Source organism: Ramlibacter sp. MMS24-I3-19, assembly GCF_050320135.1.
Classification (GTDB): Bacteria; Pseudomonadota; Gammaproteobacteria; order Burkholderiales; family Burkholderiaceae_C; genus Ramlibacter.
In genome coordinates this window covers 3747811-3765153 of record NZ_CP190017.1, presented here as the reverse complement: position 1 = coordinate 3765153, position 17343 = coordinate 3747811, and the positions used below count along the sequence as shown (strand labels likewise).

General features: G+C 68.5%; 13 protein-coding genes and 2 pseudogenes. 9 read left to right on the top strand and 6 right to left on the bottom strand.

Going from position 1 to position 17343, the window contains the following annotated elements; genetic code table 11:
- The first annotated feature begins 29 nt into the window (after positions 1 to 29).
- From ACPWT1_RS18720 to ACPWT1_RS18700, 5 genes and pseudogenes are all read left to right on the top strand, one after another.
- Complete coding sequence (locus tag ACPWT1_RS18720) at positions 30 to 992, top strand: Bug family tripartite tricarboxylate transporter substrate binding protein (RefSeq protein ID WP_427912634.1); 963 nt, start codon at positions 30 to 32, stop codon at positions 990 to 992.
- Between the two features lie 103 nt (positions 993 to 1095).
- Positions 1096 to 2646 carry a galactarate dehydratase gene (garD, locus tag ACPWT1_RS18715; RefSeq protein WP_427912633.1) on the top strand — a complete coding sequence of 517 codons (1551 nt, stop codon included), beginning with the start codon at positions 1096 to 1098 and terminating at the stop codon, positions 2644 to 2646.
- Positions 2647 to 2783: 137 nt separating this feature from the next.
- Positions 2784 to 4109 carry a glucarate dehydratase gene (gudD, locus tag ACPWT1_RS18710; protein WP_427912632.1) on the top strand — a complete coding sequence of 442 codons (1326 nt, stop codon included), beginning with the start codon at positions 2784 to 2786 and terminating at the stop codon, positions 4107 to 4109.
- Positions 4110 to 4239: 130 nt separating this feature from the next.
- Positions 4240 to 5679 carry an aldehyde dehydrogenase family protein gene (locus tag ACPWT1_RS18705; RefSeq protein ID WP_427912631.1) on the top strand — a complete coding sequence of 480 codons (1440 nt, stop codon included), beginning with the start codon at positions 4240 to 4242 and terminating at the stop codon, positions 5677 to 5679.
- 130 nt (positions 5680 to 5809) lie between these two features.
- A pseudogene (locus tag ACPWT1_RS18700) lies at positions 5810 to 6791 on the top strand (Bug family tripartite tricarboxylate transporter substrate binding protein).
- Between the two features lie 149 nt (positions 6792 to 6940).
- Here the strand turns inward: ACPWT1_RS18700 and ACPWT1_RS18695 are convergent.
- The 4 genes from ACPWT1_RS18695 to ACPWT1_RS18680 form a co-directional block, all read right to left on the bottom strand.
- Positions 6941 to 9178, bottom strand: a complete 2238-nt coding sequence (locus tag ACPWT1_RS18695; protein ID WP_427912630.1) for an NADP-dependent isocitrate dehydrogenase — start codon at positions 9176 to 9178, stop codon at positions 6941 to 6943.
- Between the two features lie 441 nt (positions 9179 to 9619).
- Positions 9620 to 10489: a 4,5-DOPA dioxygenase extradiol gene (ygiD, locus tag ACPWT1_RS18690; protein WP_427915596.1), complete on the bottom strand. Its 870-nt coding sequence runs from the start codon at positions 10487 to 10489 to the stop codon at positions 9620 to 9622.
- 44 nt (positions 10490 to 10533) lie between these two features.
- Positions 10534 to 11493: a 2-hydroxyacid dehydrogenase gene (locus tag ACPWT1_RS18685; protein WP_427915595.1), complete on the bottom strand. Its 960-nt coding sequence runs from the start codon at positions 11491 to 11493 to the stop codon at positions 10534 to 10536.
- Entirely contained in the window at positions 11490 to 12449 is a 960-nt protein-coding gene (locus ACPWT1_RS18680) for a Bug family tripartite tricarboxylate transporter substrate binding protein (RefSeq protein ID WP_427912629.1), read from the bottom strand. Before ACPWT1_RS18680 ends, ACPWT1_RS18685 begins: the two co-directional genes overlap by 4 nt.
- 95 nt (positions 12450 to 12544) lie before the next feature.
- On the opposite strand from ACPWT1_RS18680, the gene ACPWT1_RS18675 reads away from it, so the two are divergent.
- Entirely contained in the window at positions 12545 to 13453 is a 909-nt protein-coding gene (locus ACPWT1_RS18675) for a LysR family transcriptional regulator (protein WP_427912628.1), read from the top strand.
- A gap of 103 nt (positions 13454 to 13556) precedes the next feature.
- On the opposite strand, the gene ACPWT1_RS18670 is transcribed toward ACPWT1_RS18675, so the two are convergent.
- Positions 13557 to 13937: a LysR substrate-binding domain-containing protein gene (locus ACPWT1_RS18670; RefSeq protein WP_427912627.1), complete on the bottom strand. Its 381-nt coding sequence runs from the start codon at positions 13935 to 13937 to the stop codon at positions 13557 to 13559.
- Between the two features lie 286 nt (positions 13938 to 14223).
- On the opposite strand from ACPWT1_RS18670, the gene ACPWT1_RS18665 reads away from it, so the two are divergent.
- Positions 14224 to 14367: a hypothetical protein gene (locus ACPWT1_RS18665; RefSeq protein ID WP_427912626.1), complete on the top strand. Its 144-nt coding sequence runs from the start codon at positions 14224 to 14226 to the stop codon at positions 14365 to 14367.
- On the opposite strand, the pseudogene ACPWT1_RS18660 reads toward ACPWT1_RS18665, so the two are convergent.
- A pseudogene (locus ACPWT1_RS18660) lies at positions 14305 to 14433 on the bottom strand (LysR family transcriptional regulator); the annotation flags it as partial. The gene ACPWT1_RS18665 and the pseudogene ACPWT1_RS18660 overlap by 63 nt on opposite strands.
- Positions 14434 to 14515: 82 nt before the next feature.
- On the opposite strand from ACPWT1_RS18660, the gene ACPWT1_RS18655 reads away from it, so the two are divergent.
- The gene (locus ACPWT1_RS18655) at positions 14516 to 15484 is read left to right on the top strand and encodes a Bug family tripartite tricarboxylate transporter substrate binding protein (RefSeq protein WP_427912625.1); all 969 of its coding nucleotides are present in this window, start codon (positions 14516 to 14518) and stop codon (positions 15482 to 15484) included.
- Positions 15485 to 15594: 110 nt separating this feature from the next.
- On the top strand, positions 15595 to 17205 hold the full coding sequence (locus ACPWT1_RS18650) for a gamma-glutamyltransferase family protein (RefSeq protein ID WP_427912624.1): 1611 nt from the start codon (positions 15595 to 15597) through the stop codon (positions 17203 to 17205).
- Positions 17206 to 17343 lie beyond the last annotated feature (138 nt).

Genomic DNA, 17343 nt, shown 5'->3' with positions numbered 1-17343 from the left:
CAAGCACTGGACCCAAGGAGACACATCCGATGAAGAAGACCCTGATCGGCCTGGCCCTCGCCGCGGCCGCCACCGTGAGCGCATTCGCCGCCGGCTACCCGGAGAAGACGGTCACGATGGTCGTGCCGTTCCCCCCGGGCGGCTCCACCGACGCCATCGCCCGCGTGCTGGCGCAGAAACTGCCCGAGAAGCTGGGTGGCAACTGGATCGTCGACAACAAGCCGGGCGCGACCGGCACCATCGGCGCCGCGTTCGTCAAGCGCGCGGCACCGGATGGCTACACGCTGTTCGTGTCGTCGCTCGGCCCGTTCGTGATCGCGCCGCACCTGATCAAGGGCGTGCAGTACGACGCGCTGAAGGACCTGGATCCGATCACCATCGCCGTGCAGGCGCCCAACGTGCTCGTGGTGCCCAATTCGTCGCCCGACCAGACGCTGGCCGACCTGCTGGCGCACCTGAAGAAATCGCCGGGCAAGGTGAGCTTCGCTTCGTCGGGCAACGGCTCGTCGGACCACCTGTCCGCTGAACTGCTCTGGCAGCAGACCGGCACCGAAGGCCTGCACGTCCCGTACAAGGGCGGTGGCCCCGCCATCACCGACGTGCTGGGCGGCCAGGTGGACGCGGCGTTCGTCAACATCAACAGCATCATCGGTCACATCAAGTCGGGCAAGGTGCGCGCGCTGGCCATCTCCAGCGAGAAGCGCTCGCCGCTGCTGCCGCAACTGCCGACGCTGGCCGAGCAGGGCGTCAAGGGCGCGGAAGTCGAGTCGTGGCAGGCCGTCGCGGGTCCCAAGGGCCTGTCGCCGGAGATCAAGAACAAGCTGGCCACCGCGATGGCCGCGATCCTGAACGATCCGTCGGTGAAGTCGAAGCTGGTCGAGCAGGGATTCGAGATCGTCGCCGACACGCCCGAGCACTTCGCCAAGTTCCAGGCCGCGGAATACGCGCGCTGGAAGAAGCTGATCGAGGCGCGGCACATCACGGCGGATTGAATACAGGGAAGCCTTGGATTCCCGCCTTCGCGGGAATGACAAAGATCGTGTCGTCCCCGCGAAGGCGGGGACCCAAGGCGTCCATCTTCGACAGGCTGATCCCATGACCACCAAGCCCCACCGCATCCAGATGCACCCGGCCGACAACGTGGCCATCGTCGCCAATGACGGCGGCCTCGGGCCGGGTGCGCGCTTCGACGACGGCCTGGTGGTGCGCGATCGCGTGCCGCAGGGCCACAAGGTCGCGCTGGTCGACATTCCCGAAAGCGGCGTCGTGCGCCGCTACGACGTGCCGATCGGCTACGCGGTCAAAGCGATTCCCGCCGGCAGCTGGGTGCACGAGCGCCTGCTCAGGATGCCGGCCGCGCGCGAGCTCGACGACCTCCCGGTCGCCACGCGCAAGCTCGCGCCCGCGGAGCCGATCGAGGGCTACACCTTCGAGGGCTACCGCAATGCCGACGGCTCCGTCGGCACGCGCAACCTGCTGGCCATCACGCAGACCGTGCAGTGCGTGGCCGGCGTCGCGCGCATCGCCGCCGAGCGCATCCGCGCCGAGCTGCTGCCGAACTATCCCAACGTCGATGGCGTGCTGGCGCTGGAGCACGGCTACGGCTGCGGCGTCGCCATCGACGCGCCCGATGCGGTGATCCCGATCCGCACGCTGCGCAACATCGCCACCAACCCCAACTTCGGCGGCGAGGTGATGGTGCTCAGCCTGGGCTGCGAGAAGCTGCAGCCCGAGCGCCTGCTGCCCCCGGGGTCGATTCCGCTCAGCGCCGAGGCCGGCGCGCTGGACGTCGTGCGCTTCCAGGACGAGCAGCACCAAGGCTTCATGGACATCGTGAATGCCGTCGTGCAGCAGGCCATCCCGCACCTCGAGCGCTTGAACAAGCGCCGCCGCGAGACGGTGCCCGCCAGCGAGCTGGTGGTCGGCGTGCAGTGCGGCGGCAGCGATGCCTTCTCCGGTGTCACGGCCAACCCCGCGGTGGGCTACTGCACCGACTTGCTGGTGCGCGCCGGTGCGACGGTGATGTTCTCCGAGACCACCGAGGTGCGCGACGCCGTCGAGCAGCTCACGTCGCGTGCCGTCGATGCCGACGTGGCCGGCCAGATCACGCGCGAGATGGCCTGGTACGACGAGTACCTGAAGCAGGGCAGCGTCGACCGCAGCGCCAACACCACGCCCGGCAACAAGGCCGGCGGCCTGTCGAACATCGTCGAGAAGGCGATGGGCTCCATCATCAAGTCGGGCAGCTCGCCGATCTCGGGGGTGCTGCGCCCGGGCGAGAAGCTCGATGGCAAGCGCGGCCTGATCTACGCGGCGACGCCCGCCAGCGACTTCATCTGCGGCACGCTGCAGATGGCCGCCGGCATGAACCTGCACGTGTTCACCACCGGCCGCGGCACGCCCTACGGCCTGGCCGAAGTGCCGGTGATCAAGGTGGGCACGCGCACCGAACTCGCGAAGCGCTGGCACGACCTGATCGACGTCAACGCCGGCACCATCGCCGACGGCGAGGCCACCGTGGCCGACGTCGGCTGGCAGCTGTTCCGCCTGATGCTCGAGGTGGCCAGCGGCCGCCAGCAGACCTGGGCCGAGCGCTGGAAGCTGCACAACGCGCTGGTGCTGTTCAACCCGGCGCCGGTCACATGAATGCGGACAGCCGAACGCAAAAGGCGCAAAAGGACGCGAAAGACGCAAAAACCTTGATTTGATCCTTTTGCGTCTTTTGCGTGATTTCGCGACTTTTGCGTTCGGCTGTTCCTGCTGAAAACCAACCAGTAACCGACATGACATCTCCAACCGTGCGCTCCATGCGCGTCGTCCCCGTCGCCGGTCGCGACGGCATGCTGCTGAACCTGTCTGGTGCGCATGCGCCGTACTTCACCCGCAACATCGTCATCGCCACCGACAACGCCGGCAATGTCGGCCTCGGCGAGGTGCCCGGCGGCGAGAAGATCCGCCAGACGCTGGAAGACGCGCGTGCTCTGGTCGAGGGCCAGTCGATCGGCAACCTGCAGGCCATCCTGAATGCGATGCGCACGAGGTTCGCCGACCGCGATGCCGGCGGCCGCGGCCTGCAGACGTTCGACCTGCGCACCACGATCCATGCGGTGACCGCGGTCGAATCCGCGCTGCTCGACCTGCAGGGCCAGCACATGGGCGTGCCCGTCGCTGCGCTGCTCGGTGAAGGCCAGCAGCGCGAGGCCGTGCAGATGCTCGGCTACCTGTTCTTCGTCGGCGACCGCAAGAAGACCAACCTGCCGTACGCGAGCGAGCCCGAGGCCAGCGACGACTGGCTGCGCCTGCGCCACGAGGAGGCGATGACGCCCGAGGCGATCGTGCGCCTGGCCGAGGCCACGCAGAAGCGCTATGGCTTCCAGGACTTCAAGCTCAAGGGCGGCGTGCTGAGCGGCGACGCCGAAGTCGAAGCCGTGACGGCGCTGCACGAGCGCTTCCCGAAGGCGCGCGTCACGCTCGACCCCAACGGCGGCTGGCTGCTCAAGGACGCGATCCGTCTTGGCAGGAAGATGCAGGGCGTGGTCGCCTATGCCGAGGACCCCTGCGGTGCGGAAGAAGGCTTCAGCGGCCGCGAGGTGATGGCCGAATTCCGCCGCGCCACCGGGCTGCCCACCGCGACCAACATGGTCGCCACCGACTGGCGCCAGCTGGCCCATTCGCTGTCGCTGCAGTCGGTGGACATCCCGCTGGCCGACCCGCACTTCTGGACGATGGCCGGGTCGGTGCGCGTCGCGCAGACCTGCCGCGACTGGGGCCTGACCTGGGGCTCGCATTCGAACAACCACTTCGACATCTCGCTGGCGATGTTCACGCACGTGGGTGCGGCGGCACCGGGCAAGGTGACGGCGATCGACACGCACTGGATCTGGCAGGACGGCCAGCGCCTCACGAAGGACCCGCTGAAGATCGAAGGCGGCTACGTGCAGGTGCCGAAGAAGCCGGGCCTGGGCATCGAGCTGGACATGGCCGAGGTCGAGAAGGCCAACGCGCTGTACATGAAGCACGGCTTGGGCGCGCGCGACGACGCGATCGCGATGCAGTTCCTGGTGCCGAACTGGAAGTTCGACCCGAAGCGGCCTTGCATGGTGCGCTGACCATGCTTTTGTCATCCCGGCGAAGGCCGGGACCCAGGCGCGGCCCGGCGGGCCGCTGTTCTCCTGGATTGCGGGTCAAGCCCGCAATGACACCCAAAGACCTGACGCCCCTCAACGACTGGAGCAACGCATGTTCAAGAACCTGATCAACGGCGAGTGGGTGCAAGGCGCCCGCACCACCCGCAACATCAACCCTTCCGACACGCGCGACGTGGTCGGTGAGTACGCGCAGGCCGATGCCGCGCAGGCGCAGCAGGCGATCGCCGCCGCGGCGAAGGCGCAGAAGGCCTGGGGCCTGTCGACGCCGCAGCAGCGCTTCGACATCCTCGATGCCGCCGGCGCCGAGATCCTGGCGCGCCGCGCGGAGCTGGGTGACCTGCTGGCGCGCGAGGAAGGCAAGACGCTGCCGGAAGCGACGGGCGAGGTGGTCCGCGCCGGCAACATCTTCAAGTTCTTCGCCGGCGAGGCGCTGCGCACCAACGGTGACGCGGTCCCGTCCGTCCGCCCCGGCATCGGCGTGGAAGTCACGCGCGAGCCGGTCGGCGTGGTCGGCCTGATCACGCCCTGGAATTTCCCGATCGCGATTCCGGCCTGGAAGATCGCGCCGGCGCTGGCCTACGGCAATGCCGTGGTGCTCAAGCCCGCCGACCTGGTGCCGGGCAGCGCCTGGGCCCTGGCAGACATCCTGCAGCGCGCGGGCCTGCCCGCCGGCGTGCTGAACCTGGTGATGGGCCGCGGCTCCGAAGTGGGCCAGGTGCTCCTGGACGACAAGCGCGTCGACGCCATCAGCTTCACGGGCTCGGTGGCCACGGGCCGCCGCATCGCATCGGCGTGCGTCGCGCGCATGGCCAAGTTCCAGCTCGAGATGGGCGGCAAGAACCCGATGATCGTGCTGGACGACGCCGACCTGGACGTCGCCGTCGGTGCCGCCATCAACAGCGGCTTCTTCTCGACCGGCCAGCGCTGCACCGCCTCGTCGCGCCTGATCGTCACCGAAGGCATCCACGACCGCTTCGTGGCCGCGATGGCCGAGCGCATGAAGTCGCTGAAGATCGACGACGCCCGCAAAGCCGGCACCGACATCGGCCCGGTGGTCGACGAGAAGCAGCTGGCGCAGGACCTCGAGTACATAGCCATCGGCAAGGGCGAAGGCGCGAAGCTGGTGGCGGGTGGCGAGGCCATCGCGAAGAACGCCGACGGCGCGCCTGGCTTCTACATGCGGCCGGCCCTGTTCACCGGCACGACCGCCGCGATGCGCATCAACAAGGAAGAGATCTTCGGCCCGGTGGTGAGCGTCATCCGCGCGAAGAACTACGAAGAGGCGCTGCACCTGGCCAACGACACCGAGTTCGGCCTGGCCGCCGGCATCGCGACGACGTCGCTGAAGCACGCCACGCACTTCAAGCGCCATTCGCAGGCCGGCATGGTGATGGTCAACCTGCCCACCGCCGGCGTCGACTACCACGTGCCGTTCGGCGGCCGCAAGGGCTCGAGCTACGGGCCGCGCGAGCAGGGCCGCTATGCGGCGGAGTTCTACACGACGGTCAAGACGGCCTACACGCAGGCCTGAGCAGGACAGGTGTCATGCCGGGCTCGACCCGGCATTCCCGGCACGGCGCCGGAAGAAGCGCCGGCCTGGATTGCGGTCAAGCCCGCAATGACACGGCATAGCACCGATTCACCAACGAAGGAGACAAGCCATGACCCGTTCCCTCACGCGCCGCCAGCTGCTGGCCACCGGCGCCGCCACTCTCGCCGCACCCGCGGTGTTCGCGCAGCAAGCCGGCTGGCAGCCGACCAAGCCGATCCGCCTGGTCGTGCCGTACCCGCCGGGCGGCTCGTCGGACATCATCGCGCGCTCGGTGCAGAACGAGCTCTCGGAAGCGCTCAAGCAGACGGTCATCGTCGACAACAAGCCCGGCGCGAACGGCAACCTCGGCGCGGACTTCGTCGCGAAGTCGACGCCGGATGGAACGACGCTGCTGCTGTGCGACGTCGGCGCGCTGGCGATCACGCCCTCGATCTACAGCAAGCTGCCCTTCGAGCCGTCGAAGGACCTGCACGGCGTGACCATGCTGGCGTACTCGCCGCACCTGCTGGTGGTGCATCCCTCGGTCCCGGTCCAGCAACCTGAAGGAACTGGTCGCGCTGTCGAAGCAGAAGGAGCTGAACTTCGCCATCAGCGGCACCGGCGGCGCCAACCACCTCGCCGGCGTGGCGCTGCAGCAGGCCACGGGCGCGCGCTGGCAGTACGTGCCGTACAAGGGCGGCAGCCAGGCGATCCAGGACACGGTGTCCGGTCAGTGCCAGGTGATGATGAACGGGATGCTGGCCACGCTGCCGCACGTGCAGAGCGGCAAGCTCAAGCTGCTGGGCGTGTCGAAGAAGACCCGCATGCCCCTGATCGGCGACGTCCCCACGATCGCGGAGCAGGGCGTCCCCGGGTACGAGACCGGCACGTGGCAGGGCGTGCTGGCGCCGCGCGGCACGCCGGAGGCGGCGGTGCAGCGGCTCTATGCCGAGCTGGTGCGCATCATCCGCAGTACCGACATCCGCGCGCGGCTGGCCGGGCAGGGCGCCGAGGTGGTGACGATGACGCCCGCCGAGCAGGACAAGTTCTTCAACCAGGAGCGCGAGCGCTGGGCGAAGGTCGTGAAGGCGGCGGACATCAAGGCCGAGTGACTGGATTGCGGGTCGAGCCCGCAATGACAGCCAGCTGTGCGCGACGACCACCTGGAGGGCTGTCATGCCGGGCTCGACCCGGCATCCAGCGGCGGCCCTCGTCGAGGGCACGCCAGGCGCGGACGCTCCCGTCCGCGGTCAACGAGAGGTCAGCCCTGCATGGCCGCGAGGGCCTTGTTCAGGGTCTGGCTCGGACGCATCACGGCCGTCACCTTCGCACGGTCCGGGAAGTAGTAGCCGCCGATATCGACCGGCTTGCCCTGGATCGCGTTGAGTTCGTCGACGATCTTCTTCTCGTTCTCGGCCAGGGTCTTCGCCAGGGGCGCGAACTTCGCCGCCAGCTCCTTGTCCTCGGTCTGCTGCGCGAGCTCCTGCGCCCAGTACAGCGTCAGGTAGAACTGGCTGCCGCGGTTGTCCAGCTGTCCGGTCTTCGGTGACGGGCTCTTGTTGTTGTCCAGCAGCTTGCCGGTGGCGGCATCGAGCGCCTTGGCGACGATCTTGGCCTTGTTGTTGTTCGTCTTGATGCCTTCCTCTTCCAGGCTCACGGCCAGGGCGAGGAATTCACCGAGCGAGTCCCAGCGCAGGTGGTTCTCTTCCACCAGCTGCTGCACGTGCTTGGGAGCCGAGCCGCCCGCGCCGGTCTCGTACATGCCGCCGCCGGCCATCAGGGGCACGATCGACAGCATCTTGGCGCTGGTGCCCAGCTCCATGATCGGGAACAGGTCGGTCAGGTAGTCGCGCAGGATGTTGCCGGTGACGCTGATCGTGTCCTTGCCGCGCATGACGCGCTCCAGCGTGTAGCGCATGGCGCGCGTCTGGCTCATCACCTGGATGTCCAGGCCCTTGGTGTCGTGCTCCTGCAGGTATTTCGCGACCTTCTTGCGCAGTTCGGACTCGTGCGGACGGTAGTTGTCCAGCCAGAACACGGCGGGCATGCCGGAGTTGCGGGCACGCGTGACGGCCAGCTTCACCCAGTCGCGGATCGCGGCGTCCTTCACCTGGCACATGCGCCAGATGTCGCCCTGTTCCACGTTCTGCGTCAGCAGCACTTCGCCGGTGGCGAGATCGGTGATGTTGGCGACGCCGTCTTCCGGGATCTCGAAGGTCTTGTCGTGCGAGCCGTATTCCTCGGCCTGCTGCGCCATCAGGCCCACGTTGGGCACCGTGCCCATGGTCTTCGGGTCGAAGGCGCCGTGCCACTTGCAGAAGTTGATGATCTCCTGGTAGATGCGGGCGAAGGTCGACTCGGGGATCACCGCCTTGGCCTCGTGCAGGCGGCCGTCGGCGCCGTACATCTTGCCGCCCTGGCGGATCATCGCCGGCATGGAGGCGTCCACGATGACGTCGTTGGGCGAGTGGAAGTTGGTGATGCCGCGGGCGGAATCCACCATGGCCAGCGCGGGGCGCTGCTCCAGGCACTTGTGCAGGTCCAGCTTGATCTCGTCCTGCTTGGACTCGGGCAGCGTGGCGATCTTCTCGTACAGGTTCGCCATGCCGTTGTTGACGTTCACGCCCAGCTCGTCGAACAGCTTGCCGTGCTTGGCGAAGGCGTCCTTGTAGAAGGTGCGCACGCAGTGGCCGAACACGATCGGGTGCGAGACCTTCATCATCGTGGCCTTCACGTGCAGCGAGAACATCACGCCCGTCTTGTGCGCGTCCTCGATCTGCTTCTCGTAGAAGGCCAGCAGCGCCTTCTTGCTCATGAACATCGAGTCGATGATCTCGCCTTCGAGCAGCGAGACCTTCGGCTTGAGCACCACGGTCTTGCCGGACTTGGTGATCAGCTCCATCTTGACGTCGCGCGCCTTGTCGAGGGTCATCGACTTCTCGCTGGCGTAGAAGTCGCCGCCGACCATGTGCGACACGTGCGTGCGCGAAGCCGGGCTCCACTCCGCCATGCTGTGCGGGTTCTTGCGGGCGTATTCCTTGACTGCCTTGGGGGCGCGGCGGTCGGAGTTGCCTTCGCGCAGGACCGGGTTCACCGCGGAGCCGAGCACCTTCGCATAGCGCTGGCGGATCGCCTTGTCCTCGTCGGTCTTCGGGGTCTCCGGGTACTCGGGAACCATGTAGCCGCGCGAGCGCAGTTCGCGGATGGCGGCCACCAGCTGGTTCTGCGAGGCGCTGATGTTGGGCAGCTTGATGATGTTGGCATCGGGCTGCAGCGTCTTCTTGCCCAGTTCGGCCAGGGTGTTGGGCACCTTCTGGTCGTCCTTCAGGAACTCGGGGAATTCGCCGAGGATGCGGTTGGCCACCGAGATGTCGCTCTCGACCACATCGATGCCCGCTGCGGTCGCGAACGTGCGGACGATCGGCAGAAACGAATGTGTCGCCAGGTAGGGGGCTTCGTCGGTCAGCGTATAGATGATCTGGGAGCGGTCGGAAGGCAAGGCAATCTCTCTCGGGAAAACTGGATGGGGCGGCGGACGCGCGCGTGAAGACGCAATGGTATGCCATGAGCCGCGGTGACCTTGCGGGCTGCAGCGGCACGAAACCATGAGCCGGTGCACTCCTGGCCATCGGGGGGCTCGCACACGCGAGGTGGCGACGTCAGCCTGCGGCAAGCGACTGCTGAAAAGTTGAGCAAGCGCCGGGAATGCAGGGCTGGCGCGGCCTGCGGCGGGATTCCACATCCTTGTCCACACCCTTCTCCCCGTCAGTTGTGGGAAGCCGACGCAGGGAGGTGTGCTAGGGGAGTGCCTATGACGGCTGGGCCGCGACGGCGGGACGGAAGCCGTGGGTCCCCGCCTCCGCGGGGACGACACCAGGACGGTCATTCCCGCCAGGAGCATGGCGTCTCAGCGACGCAGCGCCCCTGAAGGTCCGCCGGTTCAGCCCCAGAGGACGGACCGCATCGAGATCGAGCCGCTCTGGAATCCCTCGCCGAACTGGCGGGCGCGCTCGCCGGGGTTGACCGCCGCCACGGCGTGGATCAGCGGCAGCATGTGGTCGTGCGACGGATGCGCCAGGCGCGCGAGGTCGCCCTTGGCGAGGAAGGCCGCCAGCGACTTGCCGTCGCCGGCCTGCATGAGGGGCGCGGCCCAGCTGTCGAACTCGTGCGCCCAGTCATAGGCCTGGTTGGGCGCCGCACCGCGTCGGGTGGCCCGCAGGTTGTGCACCACGTTGCCGCTGCCGACGATCAGCACGCCGCGATCGCGCAGGAACTTCAGCTCCGACGCCAGTGCCAGGTGCTCGGCAGGCGGGCGGTTGTAGTCCATGCTCAGTTGCAGCACCGGGATGTCGGCGGCGGGAAACATCGGCTTGAGGACGGACCAGGCACCGTGGTCGTAGCCCCATTCGGTCGTGTCCAGCCGCAGCTTGCGCGCGGGGCTGGTCTCCGCGAGCGCACGCGCGAGGGCGGGTGCGCCAGGCGCGGGGTACTGCTGGTCGAACAGCGCCTGCGGGAAGCCGCCGAAGTCGTGCACCGTCTTCGGCTTCTCGGCGCCGGTCACCCACCAGCCGTCCGTGAGCCAGTGGGCCGAGATGCACAGGATCAACGCCGGCCGGGGGAACTCCTGGCCGAACAGCCGGCCAATCGCTTCCCATTGCGGACGCCAGGGGTTGTCCTGGATCGCGTTCATCGGGCTGCCGTGGCCGACGAAGAGGATCGGCATCCTCGCCGTCTTCGGAAGGCTGGACAGTCCGGCCAGCGAGGACGCTGCGAGTGCCGGTCCGGCGGCGATGGCGCAAAGGGAGGCGATCAGGTCACGACGGTGCAAGGGTGGTCCACGAAGAGGGTCGACGCTCAGGCCGCACTGACCAGCGCGCGCCCCGCGAAGAACTCGGACAGATTGTCGAGCACGCGTTGCCCCATCGCGGCGCGCGTCTCCACCGTGGCACTCGCGATGTGGGGCAGCAGCACCACGTTGTCCAGCGCGAAGAAGCCTTCGGGCACTTCGGGCTCGCGCTCGAACACGTCGAGCGCCGCGCCGCCGATCTCCCTGGCCTGCAACGCCTTCAGCAACGCCTGCTCGTCGACCACGGTGCCGCGGGCGATGTTCACCAGGAAGCCCTTGTGGCCCAGCGCCTGCAGCACGTCGGCGTTGACCATGTGCTTCGTCTCCGGCCCGCCGGTCGTGGCGACCACGAGAAAGTCGGCCCAGCGCGCCAGCTCGACGAGCTTCGGCTCGAAGCCATACGGCACGCCTTCGACGGGACGCCGCCCCGAATAGCGCACCTGCATGTCGAAGCCGCTGGCACGCTTGGCCACGGCCTGACCGATGCGGCCCAGGCCCAGGATGCCCAGCTTCGCGCGGCTGACCTGCCGCCCGAGCGGGAAGGCCACGGGTGGCTTGCGCACCCACTGGCCCGCCCGCACGAAGCGATCGCCCTCGGGGATGCGCCGGCCGATCGACAGCAGCAGCCCGAACGCGATGTCGGCGACGCAGTCGGTTAGTACGTCGGGCGTGTAGCCCACCGGAATGCCGCGCTTCTTCGCCGCCGGGACGTCGAGCGTATCCAGCCCGACGCCGAAGCTGGAGATCACGCGCAGCTTCGGCAGCTTCGCGAGCAGCGCCTCGTCGAAGCCGGCACGCGCCGACGTCACCATGCCTTCGACCTGCGCGCCATGCTGCGCCAGCAGCGCCTCCCGCTCCGCACCGGGCGGCGGCAGGCGGTGCACCGTGTAGTGCTCGGCCAGGTGCCGGTCGACGTCGGGGAGCAGGGCGATGGTTTGCAGCAGGACGGGTCGGGTCATGGAATTCAGTTCACGGTGATGTTGCGCTCTTTGATGATCTGGCCGTAGCGCTTGCGGTCCTTGTCGATCATCGCAGCGAATTGCGAGGGCGAATTGGTGAGCGGCACCGCGCCCAGCTGCACCAGCTTGTCCTTCACGTCGTCGCGGGCCACGGTCTCGCGGATGTCCGCCGCGATCTTCTCGACCAGGTCCTTCGGCGTGGCGGCCGGCGCGAGGATGCCGATCCACGAGATGCTGTTGAAACCGGGCAGGCCCGATTCGGCCAGCGTGGGCACGTCGGGCAGGGCCGACACGCGCTTGTCGCTGGTGACGGCCAGCGCGCGCAACTTGCCCGCCTTGACCTGGCCGCTGGCCTCGAACACGGTCATGAACGACAGCTGCACGTGGCCCGCCAGCAGGTCGGCGATGGCCGGGCCACCGCCGCGGTACGGCACGTGCACGATGAAGGTCTGCGTGGCGTCCTTGAACATCTCCGCGGCCAGGTGCGGGCCGCCGCCGGCACCCGAGCTGCTGTAGCTCAGCTTGCCCGGTTCGGCCTTCGCCAGCGCCACGAACTCCTTGACGTTCTTCGCGGGCACGGCGGGATTGACCATCATCGCCAGCGGCAGCTCCGCGACCAGCGAGACCGGCGCGAACGCCTTGTCGGCGTCGTACGGCAGCTTGGCGTACAGCACGGGGTTGATCGCCTGCGTGCCGATGTTCCCCATGAGGAGCGTGTAGCCGTCCGGCCTGGCCTTGGCCACGATGTCAGCGCCGATCTGGCCGGCGGCGCCACCCTTGTTCTCGATGACGACGGGCTGGCCCCACTTCTTGCCCAACTGCTCCGCGAGGATGCGGGCGCCGGTGTCGGTGCCGCCGCCGGGCGGGAAGGGGACGACGAGGGTGACCGGGCGTGTGGGCCAGGCCTGGGCGAAGGCGCCGGCCGCAGTCAGGCACAGGGCCGCGAAGGCGAGGGTTCTCTTCATGCTTGTCTCCTGGGGTCTTGTGGCGGCCAGTCTAGGCAGGCATCGATTCAAAGTCCAAGCCAGATGCTGGATGGATCGATGCAGAATGTGGATCGATGTTCGACCTCGCCCAGCTGCGCTGCTTCGTCGCCGTCGCCGACGAACTGCACTTCGGCCGCGCCGCCGCGCGATTGCACATGACGCAGCCGCCGCTGTCGCGCCAGATCCAGCTGCTGGAGCACGCCGTGGGCACGCGCCTCCTGGAGCGCACCAGCCGCAGCGTGCGGCTCACCGCGGCGGGCAGCGCGTTCTACGACGATGCGGCGGCGATCATCGCGATGTCCGAGCGCGCGGCCGACACGGCGCGCCGCACGGGCAGCGGCCACTCGGGGCGCGTGGTGGTCGGCTACACGGCGGTCGCGGGCTACGTGCTGATTCCGTCGCTGCTCGCGGCGGCGGCCGAGGCCTTTCCCGACATCGACATCGTGCTGCAGGAGATGGTGTCCACCGCGCAGCTGCAGAGCCTGGAGGAGGGCGGCATCGACCTGGGCTTCGTGCGGCCGTTGCACGCGGTGGGCGGCGTGCGCCACCACCGCGTCTCGCGCGAACCGCTGATGCTGGCGGTTCCGGCGAAGCATCCGCTGGCGGCACGCACGCGCATCCGCATGCAGGACCTGGCCGACGAGCCGCTGGTGATGTACTCGCGCACCGAGGGCAAGTACTTCCACGACAAGATCGTGGCGCTGTTCGGGTCCACGGCCACGCCGCCGCGCTACGTGCACCACATCGCGCAGACGCACACCATCCTGGCGCTGGTCCGTGCCGGCATCGGCTGCGCCATCGTGCCGGCCTCGGGACAGCACCTGCGGCTGGAGAACGTGGTGTTCCGGCCCTTGTGGCGCGCCGATGCCATCGCCGACATCGACCTGTGCTGGCGCGAGGACAGCCGCAATCCGGCGGCCGCCACGCTGCGCCGCTTCGTCGTGGAGCGCTGGAAGGCGCCGGCGTCGCAGCGCACGCGCTGACTCACCGAACTGTCGTCCCCGCGGAGGCGGGGACCCAAGGCTTCCCGGATCTCCGCAGAGACGGATGCCTTGGATTCCCGCCTCCGCGGGAACGACATGTTCCCTAGCTGCCTAACCGCGGCTTCATCTCGCGCACGACCGCGGCGATCGCATCGGCATTGCCGGCGCCGCGCCGCTGCACCAGTGCCACCCGGCGCGAGGGCGCCTGCTCGATGGCCAGCACGCGCAGCCGCGGATCGGACTGCCAGCGCGCCTCGCGCAGCAGCGGCACGACGGCGACGCCCAGGCCCGAGCGCACCAGGTCGACGATGCCTTCGAGCGTGTTGAGCTCGAGGAAGGCGTCGGGCTTCACGCGCAGCTTGCGCAGCGTGCGCTCGACCAGCCGGCCGGTGTGCTCGCCGCGGTCGAAGCGGATGAAGGCGTGCCGCTGCAGCAGCGTTCGCGGCGTGCTGGCGGGCAGCGTGCCGGGCGCGAGCAGCACCATGGGCTCTTCGTAGAGCGCGGTCCAGGTCCAGGCCCGGTGTCGCGGCCGTGCCTTCACGCACGACGACGGCCCCGTCGAGCTCGGCCGCCTGCACGCGCGCCAGCAGGTCGGCCGACTTGGCCGCGGTGACGTGCAGGGCGAGGCCCGCGTGGCGGGCCTTCAGTGCGAGCGTGGCTTCGGTGAGCGGCCGCAGCGCCGACACGATGGCGCCCAGGTGCACGGTGCCGGCCATGGGCTCGGCCGTGGGCACGCTCGACGCGAGCTGGTCCCAGGCCGTGACCAGCGCATGCACCTGCGGCAGCACGGCGCGGCCGCTGTCGGACAGCGTCACCGACTTGCCCTGCCGTTCGAAGAGAGGACGGCGCAGCTCGGCTTCGAGCGCGCGCATCTGCTGGCCCACGGCCGCCTGCGTCAGCGCGACGCGCGTTGACGCTGCAGCGAACGATCCTTCCGACGCCACAGCGAGGAAGGTGCGCAGGAGGCGGATGCTGGACATGCGCGGATCCTAAAGGATCGCTTTCGGATGGCTCAACGCGAATTGCCTTTTGCTTTCGCGTGCGGCTGCCTATGATGGCCCGATGACCACCCGCCGCACCGTCCTGCTTGCCACCGCCGCTGCCGCCGTCGTGCCCGCCTGGGCGCAGGCCCACTATCCCTCCCGGCCAATCCGCCTGGTGGTGCCGTTCCCGGCGGGCGGCGCCACCGACATCTTCGCCCGCGCCGTGTCGCAGAAGCTGGGCGAGCACCTGGGCGGCACCATCGTCGTCGACAACAAGCCGGGCGCCGGGGGCGCCATCGGCTCCGACATCGCGGCCAAGGCGCCGGCCGACGGCTACACGCTGCTGCTGGCCACCAGCAGCACGCACGCCATCGGCCCGAGCTACCCGAACGCCAAGCTGCCGTACGACGTCGTCAACGACTTCACGCCGATCGGCCACGTGGGCAATGCGCCCAACCTGATGATCGTGCCCAAGACTTCACCGGCGAACTCGGTGAAGGAGTGGATCGACTACGCGCGCAAGAACCCTGGAAAGCTCAATTACGCCAGCAGCGGCAACGGCACGATCGTGCAGCTGAGCGCCGAGTACTTCCAGGCGCAGACCGGCGTGCAGCTGGTGCACATCCCGTACCGCGGCACCGCGCTCGCGATGCCCGACCTGATCAGCGGAAAGATCGACCTGCTGTTCGACAACGTGGCCAGCGCGATGCCGCACCTGAAGGACGGCCGCGTGAAGGCACTGGGCATCAGCAGCGCCAAGCGCTCGCCGCTGTTCCCCGAGCTGCCCACCATCAACGAGACGGTTCCCGGCTATGACGTGGACACGTGGTTCGGGCTGTATGGGCCGAAGGGCCTGCCGGCGGACATGGTCACGCGCCTGAACAAGGCCATGAACCAGGCGCTGGTGGAAGCCGACGTGAAGGACCGCCTGGCGCGTCTGGGCATCGTGCCCGCGGGCGGCACGCCGCAGCAGTTCGCGGAGATGACGAACGCGGATCGCGCGAAGTGGAAGAAGATCATTGCGGAGCGCAAGTTGACGCTCGATTGACCGGAACCCTTGGATTGCCGCCTCCGCGGGAATGACAACGGAGTTGTCGTCCCCGCGGAGGCGGGGACCCAAGGCGCCCATCTCCCGCATCACCCCAACACCACACCACCATGCACTTCGATTTCCACAACCCCTATCCCACCACCCGCATTCCCGTCTTCGCGCGCAACGTCGTGTCGACCTCGCATCCGCTCGCCGCCCAGGCCGGGTTGCGCATCCTGTGGAAGGGCGGCAATGCGGTCGATGCGGCCATCGCTGCTGCCGCCGCGATGACGATCTGCGAACCGGTGAGCAACGGGCTGGGCAGCGACGCGTTCGCGATCCTCTGGGACGGCAAGGAACTGCATGGCCTCAACGCCTCGGGGCGCGCGCCGGCGGGGTGGACCCCCGAGTACTTCCGCAAGAAGTACGGCGACAAGGCCACCACGCCGCCCAAGCGCGGCATCGATTCGGTGACCGTGCCTGGCGCAGTGGCGGGCTGGGTGGCGCTGTCGAAGAAGTTCGGCAAGCTGCCTTTCGCCGACCTGCTGGAGCCCGCCATCGACATCGCCGAGCGCGGCTACCTGCTGCCCGTCGTCGTGCAGCAGAAATGGGAAGCGGCGCGTCCCGAACTCGGTTCGTTGCCCGGCTTCGCGCAGGCGTTCCTGCCCAAGGGACGCTCGCCCAGGGTCGGCGAGCTGTGGCAGTTCAGGGCCGCGGCCAGGGCGCTGCGCCTGATCGCGCAGACCCAGGGCGAGGCCTACTACCGCGGCGAGATCGCGCAGGCCATCGAGCGCTTCTCGAAGGAGAACGGCGGCGTGCACACCGCGCAGGACTTCGCGGCGTACCAGCCCGAGTGGGTGAAGCCCATCGAGAAGAACTACCGCGGCTACACGCTGCACGAGATCCCGCCCAACGGGCAGGGCATCGCGGCGCTGATGGCACTGGGCATCCTGGGCAACTTCGACATGGCCAGCCACAAGCGTGACGGCGCCGACTCGCAGCACCTGCAGATCGAGGCGATGAAGCTCGCGTTCGCCGACGTCTACAAGCACTGCGCCGAGCTGTCGGACATGGAGGTGACGCCCGCGCAGATGCTGGACGACGCGTACCTCGCCAGCCGCGCGAAGCTGATCGACATGAAGCGCGCACAGGACTTCGGCGCCGGCAACATCGTCAAGGGCGGCACGATCTACCTCACCGCGGCCGACGAGAACGGGATGATGGTGAGCTTCATCCAGAGCAACTACATGGGCTTCGGCTCGGGCTGCGTGGAGCCCACCTACGGCATCAGCCTGCAGAACCGCGGGCATGGCTTCTCGCTGAAGCCGGGACCGAACCAGGTGGCGCCGGGCAAGCGGCCGTTCCACACGATCATCCCGGCGTTCCTCACGCAGGGCGGGCAGCCGGTGATGTCGTTCGGCGTCATGGGCGGCAACATGCAGCCGCAGGGCCACATGCAGACGCTGGTGCGCATGCTCGACTACGGCCAGAACCCGCAGGCCGCGTGCGACGCGCCGCGCTGGCGCTTCAACGCCGGGCTGGAGATCAACGTCGAGCACCAGATGGACCCGAAGGTGGTGCAGGAGCTGTCCTCGCGCGGCCACCGCATGGAAGTGATCAACGACAGCTACCAGGACTTCGGCGCGGGCCAGTTCATCTGGCGCGCGGGGGATCCGAAGGTGGAGGGGTACGTGGCGGCGTCGGACTCGCGGCGCGATGGGCTGGCTGCGGGGTTCTGACGCGCTCTCGAAACGAGACGGACGCCTTGGGTCCCCGCCTCCGCGGGGACGACCTGTTTGTTCGGTCCCGGCTCGCCGGCACCACCTGCGCTTGAGTGAGCCGGCTGCGTCTGCCAGACCGCGCCCCCTCTTTGTCAT

Coding starts and splice junctions, on each gene's coding strand:
- gudD (WP_427912632.1), top strand. CDS start 2,784: ATGACATCTCCAACCGTGCGCTCCATGCGCGTCGTCCCCGTCGCCGGT.
- ACPWT1_RS18655 (WP_427912625.1), top strand. CDS start 14,516: ATGACCACCCGCCGCACCGTCCTGCTTGCCACCGCCGCTGCCGCCGTC.
- ACPWT1_RS18720 (WP_427912634.1), top strand. CDS start 30: ATGAAGAAGACCCTGATCGGCCTGGCCCTCGCCGCGGCCGCCACCGTG.
- ACPWT1_RS18675 (WP_427912628.1), top strand. CDS start 12,545: ATGTTCGACCTCGCCCAGCTGCGCTGCTTCGTCGCCGTCGCCGACGAA.
- garD (WP_427912633.1), top strand. CDS start 1,096: ATGACCACCAAGCCCCACCGCATCCAGATGCACCCGGCCGACAACGTG.
- ACPWT1_RS18705 (WP_427912631.1), top strand. CDS start 4,240: ATGTTCAAGAACCTGATCAACGGCGAGTGGGTGCAAGGCGCCCGCACC.
- ACPWT1_RS18670 (WP_427912627.1), bottom strand. CDS start 13,937: ATGGTGCTGCTCGCGCCCGGCACGCTGCCCGCCAGCACGCCGCGAACG.
- ACPWT1_RS18665 (WP_427912626.1), top strand. CDS start 14,224: ATGCACCTGCGGCAGCACGGCGCGGCCGCTGTCGGACAGCGTCACCGA.
- ACPWT1_RS18680 (WP_427912629.1), bottom strand. CDS start 12,449: ATGAAGAGAACCCTCGCCTTCGCGGCCCTGTGCCTGACTGCGGCCGGC.
- ACPWT1_RS18650 (WP_427912624.1), top strand. CDS start 15,595: ATGCACTTCGATTTCCACAACCCCTATCCCACCACCCGCATTCCCGTC.